The sequence below is a fragment of the Streptomyces sp. NPDC055400 genome (genome assembly GCF_053644375.1).
Genome location: NZ_JBSHLM010000006.1, coordinates 242,320 through 256,949, shown reverse-complemented (window position 1 = coordinate 256,949; position 14,630 = coordinate 242,320). Strand labels below are relative to the sequence as shown.

General features: G+C 72.5%; 14 protein-coding genes. 7 read left to right on the top strand and 7 right to left on the bottom strand.

Translation table 11 applies throughout. From position 1 onward, the window contains the following. Window positions 1-53: 53 nt before the first annotated feature. Together ACWIGU_RS18185 and ACWIGU_RS18180 are read left to right on the top strand one after the other, a co-directional pair. A complete protein-coding gene (locus tag ACWIGU_RS18185) occupies window positions 54-1,505 on the top strand; it encodes an amino acid permease (RefSeq protein WP_454402398.1) in 1,452 nt (483 codons plus the stop codon). A gap of 111 nt (window positions 1,506-1,616) precedes the next feature. After that, a complete protein-coding gene (locus tag ACWIGU_RS18180) occupies window positions 1,617-2,270 on the top strand; it encodes a pyridoxine/pyridoxamine 5'-phosphate oxidase (protein WP_454401996.1) in 654 nt (217 codons plus the stop codon). 10 nt (window positions 2,271-2,280) lie between these two features. Here ACWIGU_RS18180 and ACWIGU_RS18175 read toward each other — a convergent pair whose 3' ends face one another. Genes ACWIGU_RS18175 through ACWIGU_RS18160 form a run of 4 tightly spaced genes read right to left on the bottom strand, consistent with a single transcriptional unit; the run spans window position 2,281 to window position 4,639 of the window. Next, the gene (locus ACWIGU_RS18175; protein ID WP_454401994.1) at window positions 2,281-2,856 is read right to left on the bottom strand and encodes a GNAT family N-acetyltransferase; all 576 of its coding nucleotides are present in this window, start codon (window positions 2,854-2,856) and stop codon (window positions 2,281-2,283) included. Window positions 2,857-2,861: 5 nt separating this feature from the next. Continuing rightward, window positions 2,862-3,749, bottom strand: coding sequence for a GNAT family N-acetyltransferase (locus ACWIGU_RS18170; protein ID WP_454401992.1), 888 nt, complete (start codon window positions 3,747-3,749; stop codon window positions 2,862-2,864). Window positions 3,750-3,773: 24 nt separating this feature from the next. Continuing rightward, window positions 3,774-4,190 carry a Zn-ribbon domain-containing OB-fold protein gene (locus ACWIGU_RS18165; protein WP_454401990.1) on the bottom strand — a complete coding sequence of 139 codons (417 nt, stop codon included), beginning with the start codon at window positions 4,188-4,190 and terminating at the stop codon, window positions 3,774-3,776. Further along, on the bottom strand, window positions 4,187-4,639 hold the full coding sequence (locus ACWIGU_RS18160; protein ID WP_356274203.1) for a DoxX family protein: 453 nt from the start codon (window positions 4,637-4,639) through the stop codon (window positions 4,187-4,189). Before ACWIGU_RS18160 ends, ACWIGU_RS18165 begins: the two co-directional genes overlap by 4 nt. Before the next feature lie 149 nt (window positions 4,640-4,788). Here ACWIGU_RS18160 and ACWIGU_RS18155 point away from each other — a divergent pair, with 149 nt between their 5' ends. The 4 genes from ACWIGU_RS18155 (at window position 4,789) to ACWIGU_RS18140 (ending at window position 9,921) form a co-directional block, all read left to right on the top strand. Continuing rightward, window positions 4,789-5,940, top strand: a complete 1,152-nt coding sequence (locus ACWIGU_RS18155) for a flavin-containing monooxygenase (protein WP_454401988.1) — start codon at window positions 4,789-4,791, stop codon at window positions 5,938-5,940. Window positions 5,941-6,167: 227 nt separating this feature from the next. Continuing rightward, on the top strand, window positions 6,168-8,384 hold the full coding sequence (locus ACWIGU_RS18150) for an acetate--CoA ligase family protein (protein ID WP_454401986.1): 2,217 nt from the start codon (window positions 6,168-6,170) through the stop codon (window positions 8,382-8,384). Window positions 8,385-8,448: 64 nt separating this feature from the next. Then, a complete protein-coding gene (locus ACWIGU_RS18145; protein ID WP_454401984.1) occupies window positions 8,449-9,237 on the top strand; it encodes an enoyl-CoA hydratase/isomerase family protein in 789 nt (262 codons plus the stop codon). Window positions 9,238-9,303: 66 nt separating this feature from the next. Next, window positions 9,304-9,921 carry a flavin reductase family protein gene (locus ACWIGU_RS18140; RefSeq protein ID WP_454401982.1) on the top strand — a complete coding sequence of 206 codons (618 nt, stop codon included), beginning with the start codon at window positions 9,304-9,306 and terminating at the stop codon, window positions 9,919-9,921. On the opposite strand, the gene ACWIGU_RS18135 is transcribed toward ACWIGU_RS18140, so the two are convergent. Further along, window positions 9,922-11,250: an MFS transporter gene (locus tag ACWIGU_RS18135; protein WP_454401980.1), complete on the bottom strand. Its 1,329-nt coding sequence runs from the start codon at window positions 11,248-11,250 to the stop codon at window positions 9,922-9,924. It abuts the gene before it with no gap. Window positions 11,251-11,354: 104 nt separating this feature from the next. On the opposite strand from ACWIGU_RS18135, the gene ACWIGU_RS18130 reads away from it, so the two are divergent. Then, window positions 11,355-12,377: a GlxA family transcriptional regulator gene (locus ACWIGU_RS18130; RefSeq protein ID WP_454401978.1), complete on the top strand. Its 1,023-nt coding sequence runs from the start codon at window positions 11,355-11,357 to the stop codon at window positions 12,375-12,377. 7 nt (window positions 12,378-12,384) lie between these two features. Here the strand turns inward: ACWIGU_RS18130 and ACWIGU_RS18125 are convergent, their stop codons facing one another. Then, entirely contained in the window at window positions 12,385-13,434 is a 1,050-nt protein-coding gene (locus tag ACWIGU_RS18125; protein WP_454401976.1) for a Zn-dependent alcohol dehydrogenase, read from the bottom strand. Continuing rightward, window positions 13,431-14,630 carry an acyl-CoA dehydrogenase family protein gene (locus ACWIGU_RS18120; protein ID WP_454402396.1) on the bottom strand — a complete coding sequence of 400 codons (1,200 nt, stop codon included), beginning with the start codon at window positions 14,628-14,630 and terminating at the stop codon, window positions 13,431-13,433. The genes ACWIGU_RS18125 and ACWIGU_RS18120 overlap by 4 nt, the downstream gene beginning before the upstream one ends.

Below are 14,630 nucleotides of genomic sequence, written 5' to 3'. Positions count from 1 at the left end.
CAAAATCCGGGCGGCCCGCCGCCGCGCTCGACGACGACGCGACGCTGCACGCGATGGGCTACCCGCGGAAGCTGACCCGGCGCTTCAAGGCGTTCGACAATTTCGCGATTTCGTTCACGATCATCAACATCATCTCCGGCATCTTCTCCTCCTTCGGGTTCGGAATGAACGCCGGCGGGCCTCGCATTCTCGTGTTCGGCTGGATAGCCGTCGCCGCCATGGTGCTTTTCGTCGGAGCGTCGATGGCCGAAATCGCATCGGCGTATCCGACGAGCGGTGCGCTCTATTTCTCGGCGGGAAAGCTGGCGAAACGGCACAAGGGTGCCTGGTCCTGGTACACGGGCTGGCTGAATTTCGTGGGGCAGGTCGGCGGCACGGCGGCGACGGGCTACGCGGCGGCGACGTTCATCCAGGCGTTCGTCGTCATGCAGTGGCCGTCGTACCACGCGACGGCGCAGCAGACGGTTGTGATCACGGCGGTGATCCTGCTGCTCCAGGCGCTCGCCAACACGTACACGGTGCAGTTGGTGGCACTGGTGAACCGGATCTCCGTGTGGTGGCTCCTCGTCGGCATGGTGGTCATCGTGGTCGCGCTGATCGCCGTACCGGACCACCACCGGTCGGCGTCGGTCGTCACGCAGTTCACCAACAACACCGGCTTCTCCAACGGGATGTACGCGGCCCTGCTCGGCCTCCTCGTGACCAGCTGGACCTTCACCGGCTTCGACGGCAGCTTCCACATGTCGGAGGAGACGGTCCAGGCGACGGTCAACGCGCCCAAGGGCATCATGCGGGCGATCGGCTACTCCGCCGTCACCGGCCTGATCCTGATGCTGGCCCTCGTCTTCGCGATCGGGGACTACGCGGCGCAGGCGAGCGCGTCGGCGCCGCCCGTGCAGATCCTCATCGACGCGCTCGGCATGACGACGGCGAAGCTCCTGCTGCTGATCGTGATCGGCTCCATGCTGTTCTGCGGCCTGGCCAACATGACGAGCAACACCCGTCAGATCTTCGCCTTCTCGCGTGACGGCGCCATGCCGGGCTCCCGCTGGTGGCACTCGGTCTCGTCGCGCACGCGCACGCCCGTGAAGGCCGTGTGGCTCGCGGCGGCCTGCTCGCTGGTCCTCGTGGTGCCGGGCTGGTGGTCGCACACGGCGTTCACCGCCATCGTGAGCGTGAACGTCGTGGGTCTCTACCTCGCGTACGCCGTCCCGATCTATCTGCGCCTGCGCCACGACGACTTCCAGCAGGGGCCGTGGAACCTGGGCCGCTGGGGCAAGCCCGTCGCCGTGATCGCGGTGGTCTGGATCGTGGCGAGCAGCGTCCTGTTCATGCTGCCGCAGGCGTCCCCGATCAACGCGACGTCGTTCAACTACGCGCCGATCGCCCTGGTCGCCGTACTCGTGATCGCGACGGTGTGGTGGTTCGCGACGGCCCGCCGCCGCTTCCAGGGCCCGGTCAGCTACGGCAGCCCGGACGAGGTCGCGGCGATGGACCTCATCTGACGCGACTCGTCTGACGGAGTCATCCGACGGGACTCGCCTGTCGTACGCGTCGCCCCGCCTTCCGGACGGACCGGTGGGCGGGGCGCTCGCGTTCACCGCGAGAATCGGTGCATGCCCGAACTGCAAGAGATCCTGAAGTCCCTGCGCGTCTGGGACACCGAACTGCCCGCGTTCGACCCGTCCGCGGCCCCGTCCGCCCCGCTGCCGCTCTTCGTCGAGTGGTTCGCCGAGGCGGTAGCCGCCGGCCAGACCGAGCCGCACACCCCGTCCCTCGCCACGGTGGACGGCGACGGCCTGCCCGACGTCCGTACGGTGATGCTGCACGGCGCCGACGAGGACGGCTTCCACTTCGCGTCCCACGCGGGCAGCGCCAAGGGCCGCCAGCTCACGGCGCACCCCCGGGCCGCGCTCGGCTTCTACTGGCCGTCGCAGGGCCGCCAGATCCGCGTACGCGGTGATGTCACCAGGCAGTCGCCCGAGGTGAGCCAGGCCGACCTGCACGTCCGCTCGACGGGAGCGCTGGCCGCCGCCCTGGTCGGCCACCAGAGCGAAGTCCTCGGCTCACAGGAGGAGCTGGAGCGGGCGTCGGTCGAGGCCTGGGAGCGCGCGCAGGCCGACCCGAAGGCCCCCGCCCCCACGTGGACGGCGTACGCGCTGGCCCCGCGCGAGGTGGAGTTCTTCCAGGGCGACGCCCGCCGCCGCCACATCCGCCTCAGGTACCGCCGCACGGAGACAGGCTGGGTACGGGAGCTGCTCTGGCCGTGAGGCGGCCGGCTCACGCCACCGGCGGCTCGGGGTCCGAGGCGAGGCGGGCGTGCAGGTGCACGTCGCGGAAGGCGTCCTGCCGCCCCGCCTCGAACATCGCGCCCCGCAGCGTGCCCTCGTACCGGTAGCCTCCGCGCTCGGCGACCCGGCAGGACACCTCGTGCCCGAGCGCGTGGCCGAGTTCGAGCCGGTGGAGACCGAGTTCACCGAAGGCCAGCCGGGACGCGAGGCTCAGCGCGCGGGTCGCGACACGGCGCCCACGGGCCTCGGGCAGCACCCAGTAGCCGACGTGGGCGCTGCGGAACGCGGGCATGATCGCGTTGACACCCACGTGCCCGAGGACCTCCCCCGTGCTCTCGTCGGTGACGCAGCAGGACACGGATTCGCCGCTCGCCAGCGCCTCCTGGCGAGAGCGCAGGTACGCATGGGCCCCGGCGAGGTCGTCGACCGGGGTGAGCGGGGTGTTCCAGCGCCGGAACTCGGGGTCGCCGAGCCCGCGCAGCACCGCGGCGGCATCCCCCTCGTCGCCGGCCCGCCAGGCCCGCAGATGCAGTCCGTGGCCACGTATCTCAGGAGTGTCGGTCATGAGCGTCAGCCGTTCTCGGGTGCGGTGAAGGTGTGGACGGCGAAGTCCCGCACGGGACGGTAGCCGATGCGCAGGTAGAGGCCGTTGCTGGTCCGGTTGGCGAGGTCGGTGAACAGGAGCACCTCGCTCGCGCCCGCGGCCCGGGCGGCGCGGCTGACCTCGGCGGTGACCACTCCCGCGTAGCCGCGGCCGCGCAGCTCCTTGGGGGTGTAGACGGGCGCGACCCGGACCGCTCCGGCGGCCTCGCGGGTCACGCCGGCCATGGAGGCCGGCACGCCGTCCGGGGTCTCCCAGAGGGTGACGCCGCCGTACGAGATCCGCTCGTCGGCCCATTCCTGCGAGCCCGAGGCGCCGCCCGGAGTGCCGGTGTGCGCGGCGAACGCGTTGCGCCACCGGACCAGCAGCTCCCGGTCCGCCTCGGTGGCGACGCGGGGCCGCCCGGCGGGTGCGGGCAGCGGCGGGGTGAGGTCCCCGAGCCGGTACAGGCGCTGCTCGACGGCGCGGTGAGCCCGCGCTCCCGTGCGGGACTGCCAGGCGTCGGCGAAGGCGGCGGAGGCCGAGTCGACCCCGAACACGCCGGTCACCGCCTGCCCTTGGAGCGCGACGGCGAGCGCGTCCGCCTGCTCCCAGTCCAGGGGGCTGATGCTGAGCCGGAAGGGCTTCGTCCACAGGAACGTCCCGCTCACGCCGCCGTCCGGCCCGTACAGGACCCCGAAGAGCTGCCCCCGCGCCCCGTACACCGCCGGCCCCCGTTCCCGCAGGCTCGCGGTGACGCTGAGGGCGACCGTGTGCAGGGCGGGCTCGGCGCGCAGGTAGCCGCCCGCGCGGGCGAGGAAGTCGTCGGCGTCAGCGGTGAGGTGCCAGCCGGGCAGGGGAGCGGGGCTCTCTGTCATGACCGCATGGTGCCGCCCGTCCCCTCATGTCCGCGAGCGGAATACGGGGACGGAGAAGCCCTCCACCTGGCGGAAGGTGACCTCCAGGGGCATTCCCGCGCGCAGCTCGTCGCCCTCCGCGTCCACGATCTCCGTCATCATCCGCGGGCCCTCCGCGAGGTCGACGACGGCCGCGGTGTACGGGGTGCGGGTGCCGAAGGGGGGCAGGTCGTTGCGGTGGACGACGGACCACGTGTAGAGGACGGCCGTCCCGGACGCCCGCTCCCACGCAACGTCCTCACTCCAGCAGTGCGGGCAGAACTCGCGCGGATAGTGATGGGCCCGCTCGCACGCGCGACAGCGGCGGATCAGCAGGGTCCCGTCGGCGGCCGCGTCCCAGTAGGGGCGAGTGAAGGCGTCGGGCTCGGGCAGGTCGAACCGTACGGCCGCGGGAAGAGTCACAGGAACAGTCCGATCGCCGCGTCGAGGGACCAGGCCTGCCAGGACATGGTGAAGAGCGCCACGAGCGAGATGAGCGCCATCATCGCGTTCTGTCCCTGCTCGGCCCAGTCGTGGATCATCAGGACCAGGTACAGCAGGTTCAGGAGCAGCCCGCCGATGAGGGCCACGGGTGTCAGCAGGCCGGCCACGAGGCCGAGGCCCAGGGCCAGTTCGGCGTAGACGACGATGTACGCCATCGCTTTCGGCCGGGGGGTGACGACCGCGCCGAAGCCGCTGCGCACGGCGTTCCACCGGTGCTTCGCGGCGACGTCGGCGGCCCAGGCGATGCCGGTGCCCCGCTCGAACCAGCCCTTCTTGTCCTTGTGCCGCCAGCTCTCCAGCCACCACAGTCCGAGGCCTATGCGCAGCACGGCCAGCCATTCGACGCCGTCGAGCCAGATCGAGTCCACGACCGGGGCCCTCCTCTCCGTTTCTGACGGAACGTCAGTTCAGCGCACACGGGGGCGCTCCCGCAAGAGGCGTACGCCGTGATGAATTCGCAACCGATTCCGGCCTTGACCGAGACCCATCAAATCGAACCGTGATTACGCTCGCACTCATGGTCACCGAACCCGCGCCCGCCGCACCCACCCAGGACCGCCCGGTGTACGTCATCGGGGGCGGCCCGGGCGGCCTCGCCGCGGCCGCGGCGCTGGGCGAACGGGGCGTACGGGCCGTGGTCCTGGAGAAGTCGGAGCACGTCGGGGCGTCCTGGCGCCGCCACTACGACCGCCTCCACCTGCACACCACCCGCAAGCTCTCCGGGCTTCCCGGCCTCGCGATCCCGCGCCGCTTCGGCCGCTGGGTGTCCCGCGACGACGTCGTGCGCTACCTGGAGAAGTACGCCGAGCACCACCAGCTGGAGATCGTCACCGGTGTGGCCGTCTCGCGCGTGGAGCGCACGGAGGACGGCTGGCTCGTACGCGCCTCGGGCGGCCGTGAACTGGCCGCGAGCGCCGTCGTGGTCGCCACGGGCTACAACCACACCCCGCGCCTGCCCGACTGGCCGGGCCGCTCCTCGTACACGGGTGAGCTCCTCCACGCGGGCGACTACCGCAACGCGAAGCCGTACGCGGGCCGTGACGTGCTGGTCGTCGGCGTCGGCAACACCGGCGCCGAGATCGCCGTGGACCTCGCCGAGGGCGGCGCGTCCCGCGTCCGGCTCGCGGTCCGCACGGCGCCCCACATCGTGCGCCGGTCCACCGCGGGCTGGCCCGCGCAGCGCACCGGCATCCTGTGCCGCAGGCTGCCGGTGGCGCTCGTGGACCGCCTGGCCCGCCCGATGGCGAGGCTCAGCGTGCCCGACCTGGCGGAACAGGGCCTGCCCAGACCCACGACCGGCCTGTACTCGCGGGTGCGCGAGGGCGCGATCCCCGTGCAGGACGTCGGCCTGATCGACGCCGTACGCGCGGGCCAGGTCGAACCGGTCGCGGCCGTCGAGTCGTTCGAGGACGGCAAGGTGGTCCTCGCCGACGGCACGCACATCGTCCCCGACACGGTGATCGCGGCGACGGGCTACAGCCGCGCGCTGGAGGACCTCGTGGGGCACCTCGGTGTCCTCGACGACCGGGGCCGCCCGACCACGCACGGCCGCCGGACCGATCCCGCCGCGCCCGGCCTCCACTTCACGGGTTACACGAACCCGATCAGCGGCATGTTCCGCGAACTGGCCCTGGACGCACGGAAGATCGCGAAGGCGATCGCGGGCTGATCCCGGCCGGCGCCGCCGTCCGCCACCGACCTGACCCGCACGCAGGGCGCCCTCCGCTCGCGACGCCACCCACTGCACAGTGGCCACATCCCGCCGTTCCAACCCGCACGCCCGCGGGAACACCCGTAACAGCCTTTGCGTGCAGCCCTGTTCCTGACACAGCGTCAGTTCAGTAATCTGACACTACGTCAGTTACGTGAGCACCAGTCGAGGAGCGGGCGGACCCGATGCTTGGATCGACATACGGCACCCTGACCACCGACCCCCGCCGGGCCCGCACGATCGCCTGCGGAGAGCAGCCGGCACCCGCCGTGCACAGCAGGGCGGACGACCTGGACGTGAGCGGCAGGCCACTGCACCGCGAGGTGCCCGACCTGGACCGCTTCTTCCGGCCCGAATCGATAGCGGTCATCGGCGCGTCCGACGCCGAGGGCCGCCCGAACACGGGCATCACGCGACAGCTGATCGCGTGGGCGGAGCGCGTGGGCGCCCGCCTCCACCCCGTGCACCCCACCCGTGAGACCGTCTTCGGCATCCCGTGCTCGCCGGGCGTCTCCGCACTGCCCGAACCCGTCGACCTCGCCGTACTCCTCATCTCGGACCCGCTGCCGGTCATCGAGGAACTGGCCCAGGCCAAGGTGAAGTTCGCAGTGGTCTTCGCGTCGGGCTTCGCCGAGACGGGCGAGGAGGGAGCGGCCGCGCAGTCGTCCCTGTCCGCGGCGGTCAGCCGCTCGGGCATGCGGCTGCTGGGCCCGAACACCAACCTGAACGCGTTCTCCGAGTTCCGCGAGGACCTCGAAGGGCCGGCCATCGCCCTGATCACACAGTCCGGCCACCAGGGCCGCCCCCTCTACACGATGCAGGAGCTGGGCGTACGGCTCTCGCACTGGGCGCCCACGGGCAACGAGGCGGATCTGGAGACGGCGGACTTCATCTCGTACTTCGCCGAGCAGCCGGAGGTCGGTGCGATCGCGTGTTACGTGGAGGGACTCAAAGACGGGCGCGGCTTCCTCCTCGCGGCGGACCGCGCGGCCCGGGGCGGCGTACCCGTCGTGGCCGTCAAGGTCGGCCGCACCGAGACGGGCGCCCGCATGGCGGCCTCCCACACGGGCAAGCTGACCGGCGCGGACACGGTGGTGGACGCGGCGATGCGCCAGTTCGGCGTGATCAGGGTCGACGGACTCGACGAACTCCAGGACACGGCGGCCCTGCTGGCGCGGGCCCGGCCCCCGCGCGCCGACGGCGTGGCGGTCTACTCGATATCCGGCGGCACCGGCGCCCACTTCGCCGACCTTGCCACGCGTGCGGGCCTGACCCTGCCGACGCTGTCCGGGGCGAAGCAGCAGGAGCTGCACCAGTGGATCCCGGAGTACCTCAACGTCGCGAACCCGATCGACAACGGCGGCCACCCCGTGGGGGACTGGCGCGGCCCCAAAATCATCGAGTCGATCCTCCAGGACCCGTCCATAGGCGTCCTGATCTGCCCGATCACCGGCCCGTTCCCCCCGATGAGCGACAAGCTGGCCCGGGACCTGGCAGAGGCGGCGGAGCGCACGGACAAGCTGATCTGCGTCGTCTGGGGCTCGCCCCTGGGCACCGAGGACGCCTACCGCGAGACGCTTCTCGGCTCCTCGCGCCTCGCGACGTTCCGCACGTTCGGGAACTGCATCACGGCCGTGCGCGCCTATCTGGACCACCACCGGTTCACGGCCGCCTACCGCTCGCCGTTCACCGAGGCGCCCCGCACGCCCTCCCCCTCCTTCCGCAAGGCGCAGGCCCTGATGCGCCCGGGCCGGCAGCTCAGCGAGCACGCCGCGAAGCAGCTCCTGCGTGCCTACGGCATCCGCGTACCGCGCGAGCAGCTCGTCACCAGCGCCGCGGCGGCCGTACGGGCGGCCGGGCAGGTCGGCTACCCCGTCGTCATGAAGGCGTCCGGGGCGCGGCTGGCCCACAAGTCGGACCTCGGCCTGGTCAAGGTCGGCCTGACCTCGGCCAGCCAGGTCAGGGACGCCTACCGGGAACTCACCGACATCGCCCGCTACGAGGGCCTCGACCTGGACGGCGTCCTGGTCTGCCAGATGGTCGAGCGGGGCGTCGAGATGGTCGTCGGGGTCACGCAGGACGACCTGTTCGGCCCGACGGTGACGGTGGGCCTGGGCGGCGTACTCGTGGAGGTGCTGCGGGACACGGCGGTGAGGGTGCCGCCGTTCGCGGAGGACCAGGCGCGGGCGATGCTCGACGAACTGCGGGGCAGGCCGCTTCTGGACGGGATGCGGGGGGCGCCGCCCGTGGACATGGACGCGCTGGTGGAGGTCGTCCTGCGGGTCCAGCGGATGGCCCTGGAACTGGGCGGCGAACTCGCGGAGCTGGACATCAATCCGCTGATGGTGCTCCCCCGGGGCCAGGGCGCGGTGGCGCTCGACGCGCTCGCCGTCTGCCACTGAGCCCGGCCGGTACCGCGCACACGCCCGCCGCCCGCGCCCGCCGCCGTACAGGGAAGAAGAGGTCATGTCCGCCACCATCGAGTGCACCACCGCCGACGCCGTCACCTGGATCACGCTCAACCGTCCCGAGGCCATGAACGCGCTGACCTGGGACCAACGTGAGGAGATCATCGGCATCCTGAACAGCGCCTCCGCCGACCCTGACGTGCGCGCCGTCGTCCTCACGGCGACCGGCAGGGGCTTCTGCGCCGGGGCGGACCTGCGGGGCGCGCCGGCCGCCGGGCCGCGCGTGCCCGGCGATGTGGCCCGCACGATCCGCCTGGGCGCGCAGCGCCTGATCGCGGCGGTCATGGACTGCGAGAAGCCGGTCGTCGCGGCGGTCAACGGGACGGCGGCCGGGATCGGGGCACACCTGGCGTTCGCGTGCGATCTGGTGCTCGCGGCTCAGTCGGCCCGGTTCATCGAGGTCTTCGCGCGCCGCGGCCTCGTCCCTGACGGAGGCGGCGCCTATCTGCTGCCGCGCCTCATCGGGCCGCAGCGGGCCAAGGAGCTGATGTTCTTCGGCGACGCGCTCTCCTCGGCGGACGCGGAACGCCTGGGCCTGGTCAACCGCACGGTCCCTGACGGGGAGCTGCGCAAGACGGCCCAGGAGTGGGCGGCGCGCCTGGCGAGCGGTCCGACGCGGGCCATCGCCATGACCAAGCAGCTGGTCAACGCCTCCCTGGAGTCGGACCGCGCGACGGCGTTCGCGGCGGAGGCGACGGCGCAGGAGATCAACATGACGACGGCGGACGCGCAGGAGGGTGTCGCGTCGTTCAAGGAGCGCCGCGACCCGACGTACAGGGGACGCTGAGCCTATGGGCCAATTCCGGCCCGCCACTTCCTATCTGACGCATCGTCAGCTTCAATCGTAGGTGTGATGGGACACGCAGGAATGGCAGCCACGGTGGTCAGGTACCTCCGGTCGGTCGGTGCGCCCACGTCGGCCGAGCCGGTGGACGCACTGCCGCGTCCGGAGCTACGGGCCGTGGGCGAGGACGAGCGGGCGCCGCTGGACCCCGGCGAGTTCCGCCGCGTCCTCGGCCACTTCGCCACCGGCGTCACGGTCGTCACAGCGCCGCCCCCGCACCCCGGCGCTCCCCCGGCCGGCTTCGCCTGCCAGTCCTTCTCCTCGCTCTCCCTGGACCCGCCCCTGGTGGCGTTCATGGTGGCCCGTACGTCCACGACCTGGCCGCGCATCGCGAGCGCCGGCGTCTTCTGCGTGAACGTCCTGGGCGCGGACCAGGGCGCGCTGTGCCGGTCGTTCGCAGTGAGCGGCGCGGACAAGTTCGCGGGCGTCGAGCACGACGCGGCGCCGGTGACGGGCTCGCCGCGGCTGGCGGGCGCGCCCGCGTGGGTCGACTGCACGATCCACGCGGTCCACACGGGCGGGGACCACCTCATCGTGGTGGGCCGGGTGGAGGCGCTCGGGACGGCGGAGGGCGGGGCGTCCCCGCTGCTGTTCCACAAGGGCGCGTTCGGCCGCTTCGAGCACTGATCAGGCGACGCCGGCCACCAGGAGGCCATCGGCATCGGCGTTCCGGCGCCGGATGACCAGCGCCATCAGGGCCGCCGCCGCGCACAGCGCCCCGGACGCGTACCAGACGACGTCGTACGAGCCGAACGTGTCACGGGCGACGCCGCCGAGGAAGGCGACGAGCGCGGCGCCGACCTGGTGCGAGGCGAGCACCCAGCCGAACACGATCGCGCTGTCCTCGCCGTAGTGCTCACGGCACAGGGCCAGGGTGGGCGGCACGGTGGCGACCCAGTCGAGCCCGTAGAAGACGATGAAGAAGATCATCGGCGGGTGGACGGACGGGGCGAGGAGCATCGGCAGGAACAGCAGGGAGACCCCGCGCAGCGCGTAGTACACCGCGAGCAGCCGCCGCGCGTCGAAGCGGTCGGTGAACCAGCCCGACGCCACCGTCCCGACGACGTCGAAGACCCCCACCACGGCGAGCAGCGAGGCCGCCGCGGTGATCGGCATCCCGTGGTCGTGCGCGGCCGGCACGAAGTGCGTCTGGACGAGCCCGTTCGTGGAGGCGCCGCAGATCGCGAACGTCCCGGCGAGCAGCCAGAAGGGACCCGTACGGGCGGCCTTGAAGAGCACTCCCACGGTGCGGCGGGCGGCCCCGGTGACGGGCGGCGGCTTCTCGACGAACTCCTCAGAGCCGTACGGGGTGGTGCCCACGTCGGCCGGGTGGTCGCGCAGCAGCAGCCACACGAACGGCACGACGGCGAGCGCCGCGAGCGCCACCGTCACGGCCGCGGGCCGCCACTGGTGCGTCTCGACGATCCACGAGAGCAGCGGCAGGAAGATGAGCTGCCCCGACGCGGAAGCGGCCGTGAGGATCCCGGTGACGAGCCCGCGCCGGGCGGTGAACCAGCGGTTGGTGACGGTCGCGGCGAAGGCGAGGGCCATCGAGCCGGAGCCGAGTCCGACGAGCAGGCCCCAGCACAGCAGGAGCTGCCAGGCCGAGTCCATCCACACGGTCAGGCCCGAGCCGGCCGCGATGACGACCAGGGCGACGGCGACCACGCGCCGGATCCCGAACCGGTCCATGAGGGCGGCGGCGAAGGGCGCGGTCAGCCCGTACAGCGCGAGGTTGATGGAGACGGCGAGCCCGATGGTGCCGCGCGACCAGTGGAACTCCTCGTTCAGCGGGTCGATCAAGAGCCCCGGCAGGGACCGGAAGGCGGCGGCGCCGATGATCGTCACAAAGGTGACGGCGGCCACGAACCAGGCGCGGTGGATACGGGGACGGGGGCGGGGCGGAGGGGAGGCGCCCGCGCCGGGCGAGCCCTCGGCCGCGGCGGTCGGTGTCATGTCCGATGTGTGCGTCACAGCAGACAGCATCGGATCACGGGCCCTCCCCGGACGAGTGGCCCGAAAGACAGCCTTCGCTAGGATCGGGCCATACACTCGGAGCCATGCCCGAGACTCCCGCAGCCCGCACCCGGCGCCCCCACCGTGTGGTCGTCCTGGCCCTCGACGGCGTGCTCCCCTTCGAACTCGGCATCACCCAGCGCATCTTCACCCGCGCCAAGGACACCGAGGGCCGGCCGCTCTACGAGGTCGTGACGTGCTCGGTCAGGGGACCCGGCCCCGTGGAGACGGACGCCGACTTCGCCGTCCTGATCAGGAACGGCCCGGAGGCGCTCGCGACCGCGGACACCGTGGTCGTGCCCGCGTCGTACGAGCGCGGCCCCGTCCTCGACGAGGGCGTACTCACCGACGAGCTGGCGGCGGCCTTCACGCAGGTCAGGCCCGGTACGCGGATGGTGTCGATCTGCACCGGCAGCTACGTTCTCGCCGCGGCGGGCTATCTGGACGGGCGCCCGGCGACCACGCACTGGGCGTCGGCCGAGCACTTCCAGCGGCTCTTCCCCAAGATCAAGGTCGACGCGGACGTCCTGTACATCGACGACGGGGACGTCCTGACGTCGGCCGGGGTCGCCGCGGGCATCGACCTCTGCCTGCACCTGGTCCGCCGCGACCACGGCACGGCGGTGGCCAACGAGGTGGCCCGCCACACCGTCGTCCCGCCCCACCGCGACGGCGGGCAGGCCCAGTACGTCCACCGCCCCGTCCCCGAACCCCAGCTCGCGACCACGACAAAGGCCCGCGCCTGGGCCCTGGCCCGCCTTCACGAACCGCTCCAGCTGCGGGACCTGGCCGCCCAGGAGGCGATGTCGGTCCGCACCTTCACGCGCCGTTTCCGCGAGGAGGCCGGCGTCAGCCCGGGCCAGTGGCTCACCCAGCAGCGGGTGGAGCGGGCCCGGCACCTCCTGGAGTCGAGCGACCTGTCGATGGACCAGGTGGCGCGCGAGTCGGGCTTCGGCACGGCGCAGTCGATGCGGCAGCACCTCCAGGCGGCACTGGGCGTGACGCCGACGGCGTACCGCCGCACGTTCCACGCCACGGCCGTGCAGGGCGCGATGCACACCACGTAGGCCCAGCTCAGAACACCAGCACTCCCCGCGCCACCCTCCCCTGCTGCGCGTCCTGAACCGCCTTCGCGAAGTCCTCGACCGGGTACGTCTCCGTGACCAGCTCGTCGAGCAGCAGCCGGCCCTGGCGGTACAGGTCGGCGTAGAGCCTGATGTCGCGCTGGGGCCGCGAGGAGCCGTAGCGGCAGCCCAGGACGGACTTGTCGAGGAAGAGCTGGGCGGGCACGAAGGACGCCTCCGCGTCGGCGGCCGGCATGCCGAGGATGACGGCCTGGCCGTGCCGGTCGAGGAGGTCGATGGCCGTCCGGATCAGCTCGACGCGGCCGACGCACTCGAAGACGTGGTCGGCGCCGTGCGGCAGGACGTCCCTGACCCCGGCGGCCGAGGTCAGGAAGTCCGTCGCGCCGAACCGCCGCGCCACCGCCTCCTTGTCGGGGTTCGCGTCGACGGCGACGATCCTGGACGCGCCCGCGATCCGGGCGCCCTGGAGCACATTGAGGCCGATCCCGCCGGTCCCGATGACGACGACGGTGTCGCCCTGGCCGACGCGCGCCCGGTTGAGGACGGCGCCGACGCCGGTCAGCACCCCGCACCCCATGAGCGCGGCCGACGTCAGCGGGATCCCGGCGGGGATCGGCACGGCCTGCACGGCCTGCACGACGGTCCGCTCGGCGAACGAGGAGTTCGCGGCGAACTGGTAGAGCGGAGTGCCGCCCCGCGAGAACGGCTGCGTGGGCCTCCCGATCGCCTTGCGGCACATGGTCGGCCGCCCCCGGTCGCAGTCCGCGCAGGCGCCGCAGTTGGCGAGCGTGGACAGCGCCACATGGTCCCCGGGCGCCACGTGCGTGACGCCCGCGCCGACGGCCTCCACGACGCCCGCGCCCTCGTGCCCGAGCACGACCGGCGCCGGGAACGGGATGGTCCCGTCGATCACCGACAGATCGCTGTGGCACAGCCCGGCGGCGGCGACGTCGACGAGCACCTCGCCCGGTCCCGGCTCGCGTATCTCGAGATCGTCGACCACGTCGGCCCGGACCCCGTCGAACACGACACCCCTCATGACGACTCCCTCGTCTCCCTGGGCAGCCCGAGCACGCGCTCGGCGATGATGTTGCGCTGGATCTCGTCCGAGCCGCCGTAGATCGTGTCGGCCCGGCTGAAGAGGAACAGCCGCTGTGCGGCGTCGAGTTCGTAACGACTGTCAGGTGTCCAGTCCCCGGGCCCGGCGGCGGCGAGCGCGCCCCGAGCCTGGAGGGCGAGTTCGCCGAGGCGCTGATGCCAGCGGCCCCACAGGAGCTTGGCGACGCTCGGGGCGCCCGGGTCCTGCGCGCCGCCGAGCGTGCGCAGCGCGTTGAACCGCATGACGCGCAGCTCGGCCCACTGCCGTACGAGGCGGTCCCTGAACAGCGGGTCCTCGGCAGCGCCCGTACGCACCGCTGTCCGTACGACCTCGGCGAGTTCGGCGGCGAACCCGATCTGCTGGGCGAGCGTCGAGACGCCGCGCTCCAGGGCGAGCAGCCCCATCGCGACCCGCCAGCCCTGACCCTCGCCGCCGACGACGTGCTCCCCGCGCGCGTGCGCGCCGTCGAAGAACACCTCGTTGAACTCGCTCGTGCCGGTCAGCTGCCGGATGGGCCGCACCTCGATCCGGCCCGGCTGGTCCATCGGCACGAGGAGGAACGACAGGCCGTGATGGCGCCGCGACCCGGCCCCGGTGCGCGCGAGCACGAAGCACCAGTCGGCCTCGTGCGCGAGCGACGTCCACACCTTCTGCCCGGTCACGCGGTACGTGTCCCCGTCCCGCACGGCGGTCGTGCGCAGGTTCGCGAGGTCGGAACCGGCGCCGGGCTCGCTGTACCCCTGGCACCACAGCTCCTCGCCGGAGGCGACCGGCGGCAGGAAGCGCCGCTGCTGCTCCTCGTCGCCGTACGCGATCAGGGTCGGGGCGAGCAGGTTCTCGCCGATGTGCCCGTGGCGTGCGGGCGCGCGGGCCCGCGCGTACTCCTCGGCCCAGACGACCTGCTGGGTCAGTGAGGCGACCCGGTTGCCGTACCCGCCGCGCTGCCAGCCGAGCCCGATCCACCCGGACGCGCCCAGCTCCCGCTCCCAGTTCCGCCGTACGCCGGCGTCCTCGTGCTCGCTCCCGGGCCCGCCGCGCCCCCGGGCGACGGCGTACTCGCCGGTGAGGTGCTCCGCGAGCCACGCGCGGGCCTCCCGCCGGAACGCCTCGTCCTCATCCCCGAACCCGAACTCCAC

What these genes read in the sequence shown, in the direction of transcription:
- ACWIGU_RS18185 (WP_454402398.1), top strand. Translation starts at nt 54, where the DNA reads ATGGGCTACCCGCGGAAGCTGACCCGGCGCTTCAAGGCGTTCGACAAT.
- ACWIGU_RS18180 (WP_454401996.1), top strand. Translation starts at nt 1,617, where the DNA reads ATGCCCGAACTGCAAGAGATCCTGAAGTCCCTGCGCGTCTGGGACACC.
- ACWIGU_RS18175 (WP_454401994.1), bottom strand. Translation starts at nt 2,856, where the DNA reads ATGACCGACACTCCTGAGATACGTGGCCACGGACTGCATCTGCGGGCC.
- ACWIGU_RS18170 (WP_454401992.1), bottom strand. Translation starts at nt 3,749, where the DNA reads ATGACAGAGAGCCCCGCTCCCCTGCCCGGCTGGCACCTCACCGCTGAC.
- ACWIGU_RS18155 (WP_454401988.1), top strand. Translation starts at nt 4,789, where the DNA reads ATGGTCACCGAACCCGCGCCCGCCGCACCCACCCAGGACCGCCCGGTG.
- ACWIGU_RS18150 (WP_454401986.1), top strand. Translation starts at nt 6,168, where the DNA reads ATGCTTGGATCGACATACGGCACCCTGACCACCGACCCCCGCCGGGCC.
- ACWIGU_RS18145 (WP_454401984.1), top strand. Translation starts at nt 8,449, where the DNA reads ATGTCCGCCACCATCGAGTGCACCACCGCCGACGCCGTCACCTGGATC.
- ACWIGU_RS18140 (WP_454401982.1), top strand. Translation starts at nt 9,304, where the DNA reads ATGGGACACGCAGGAATGGCAGCCACGGTGGTCAGGTACCTCCGGTCG.
- ACWIGU_RS18135 (WP_454401980.1), bottom strand. Translation starts at nt 11,250, where the DNA reads ATGACACCGACCGCCGCGGCCGAGGGCTCGCCCGGCGCGGGCGCCTCC.
- ACWIGU_RS18130 (WP_454401978.1), top strand. Translation starts at nt 11,355, where the DNA reads ATGCCCGAGACTCCCGCAGCCCGCACCCGGCGCCCCCACCGTGTGGTC.
- ACWIGU_RS18125 (WP_454401976.1), bottom strand. Translation starts at nt 13,434, where the DNA reads ATGAGGGGTGTCGTGTTCGACGGGGTCCGGGCCGACGTGGTCGACGAT.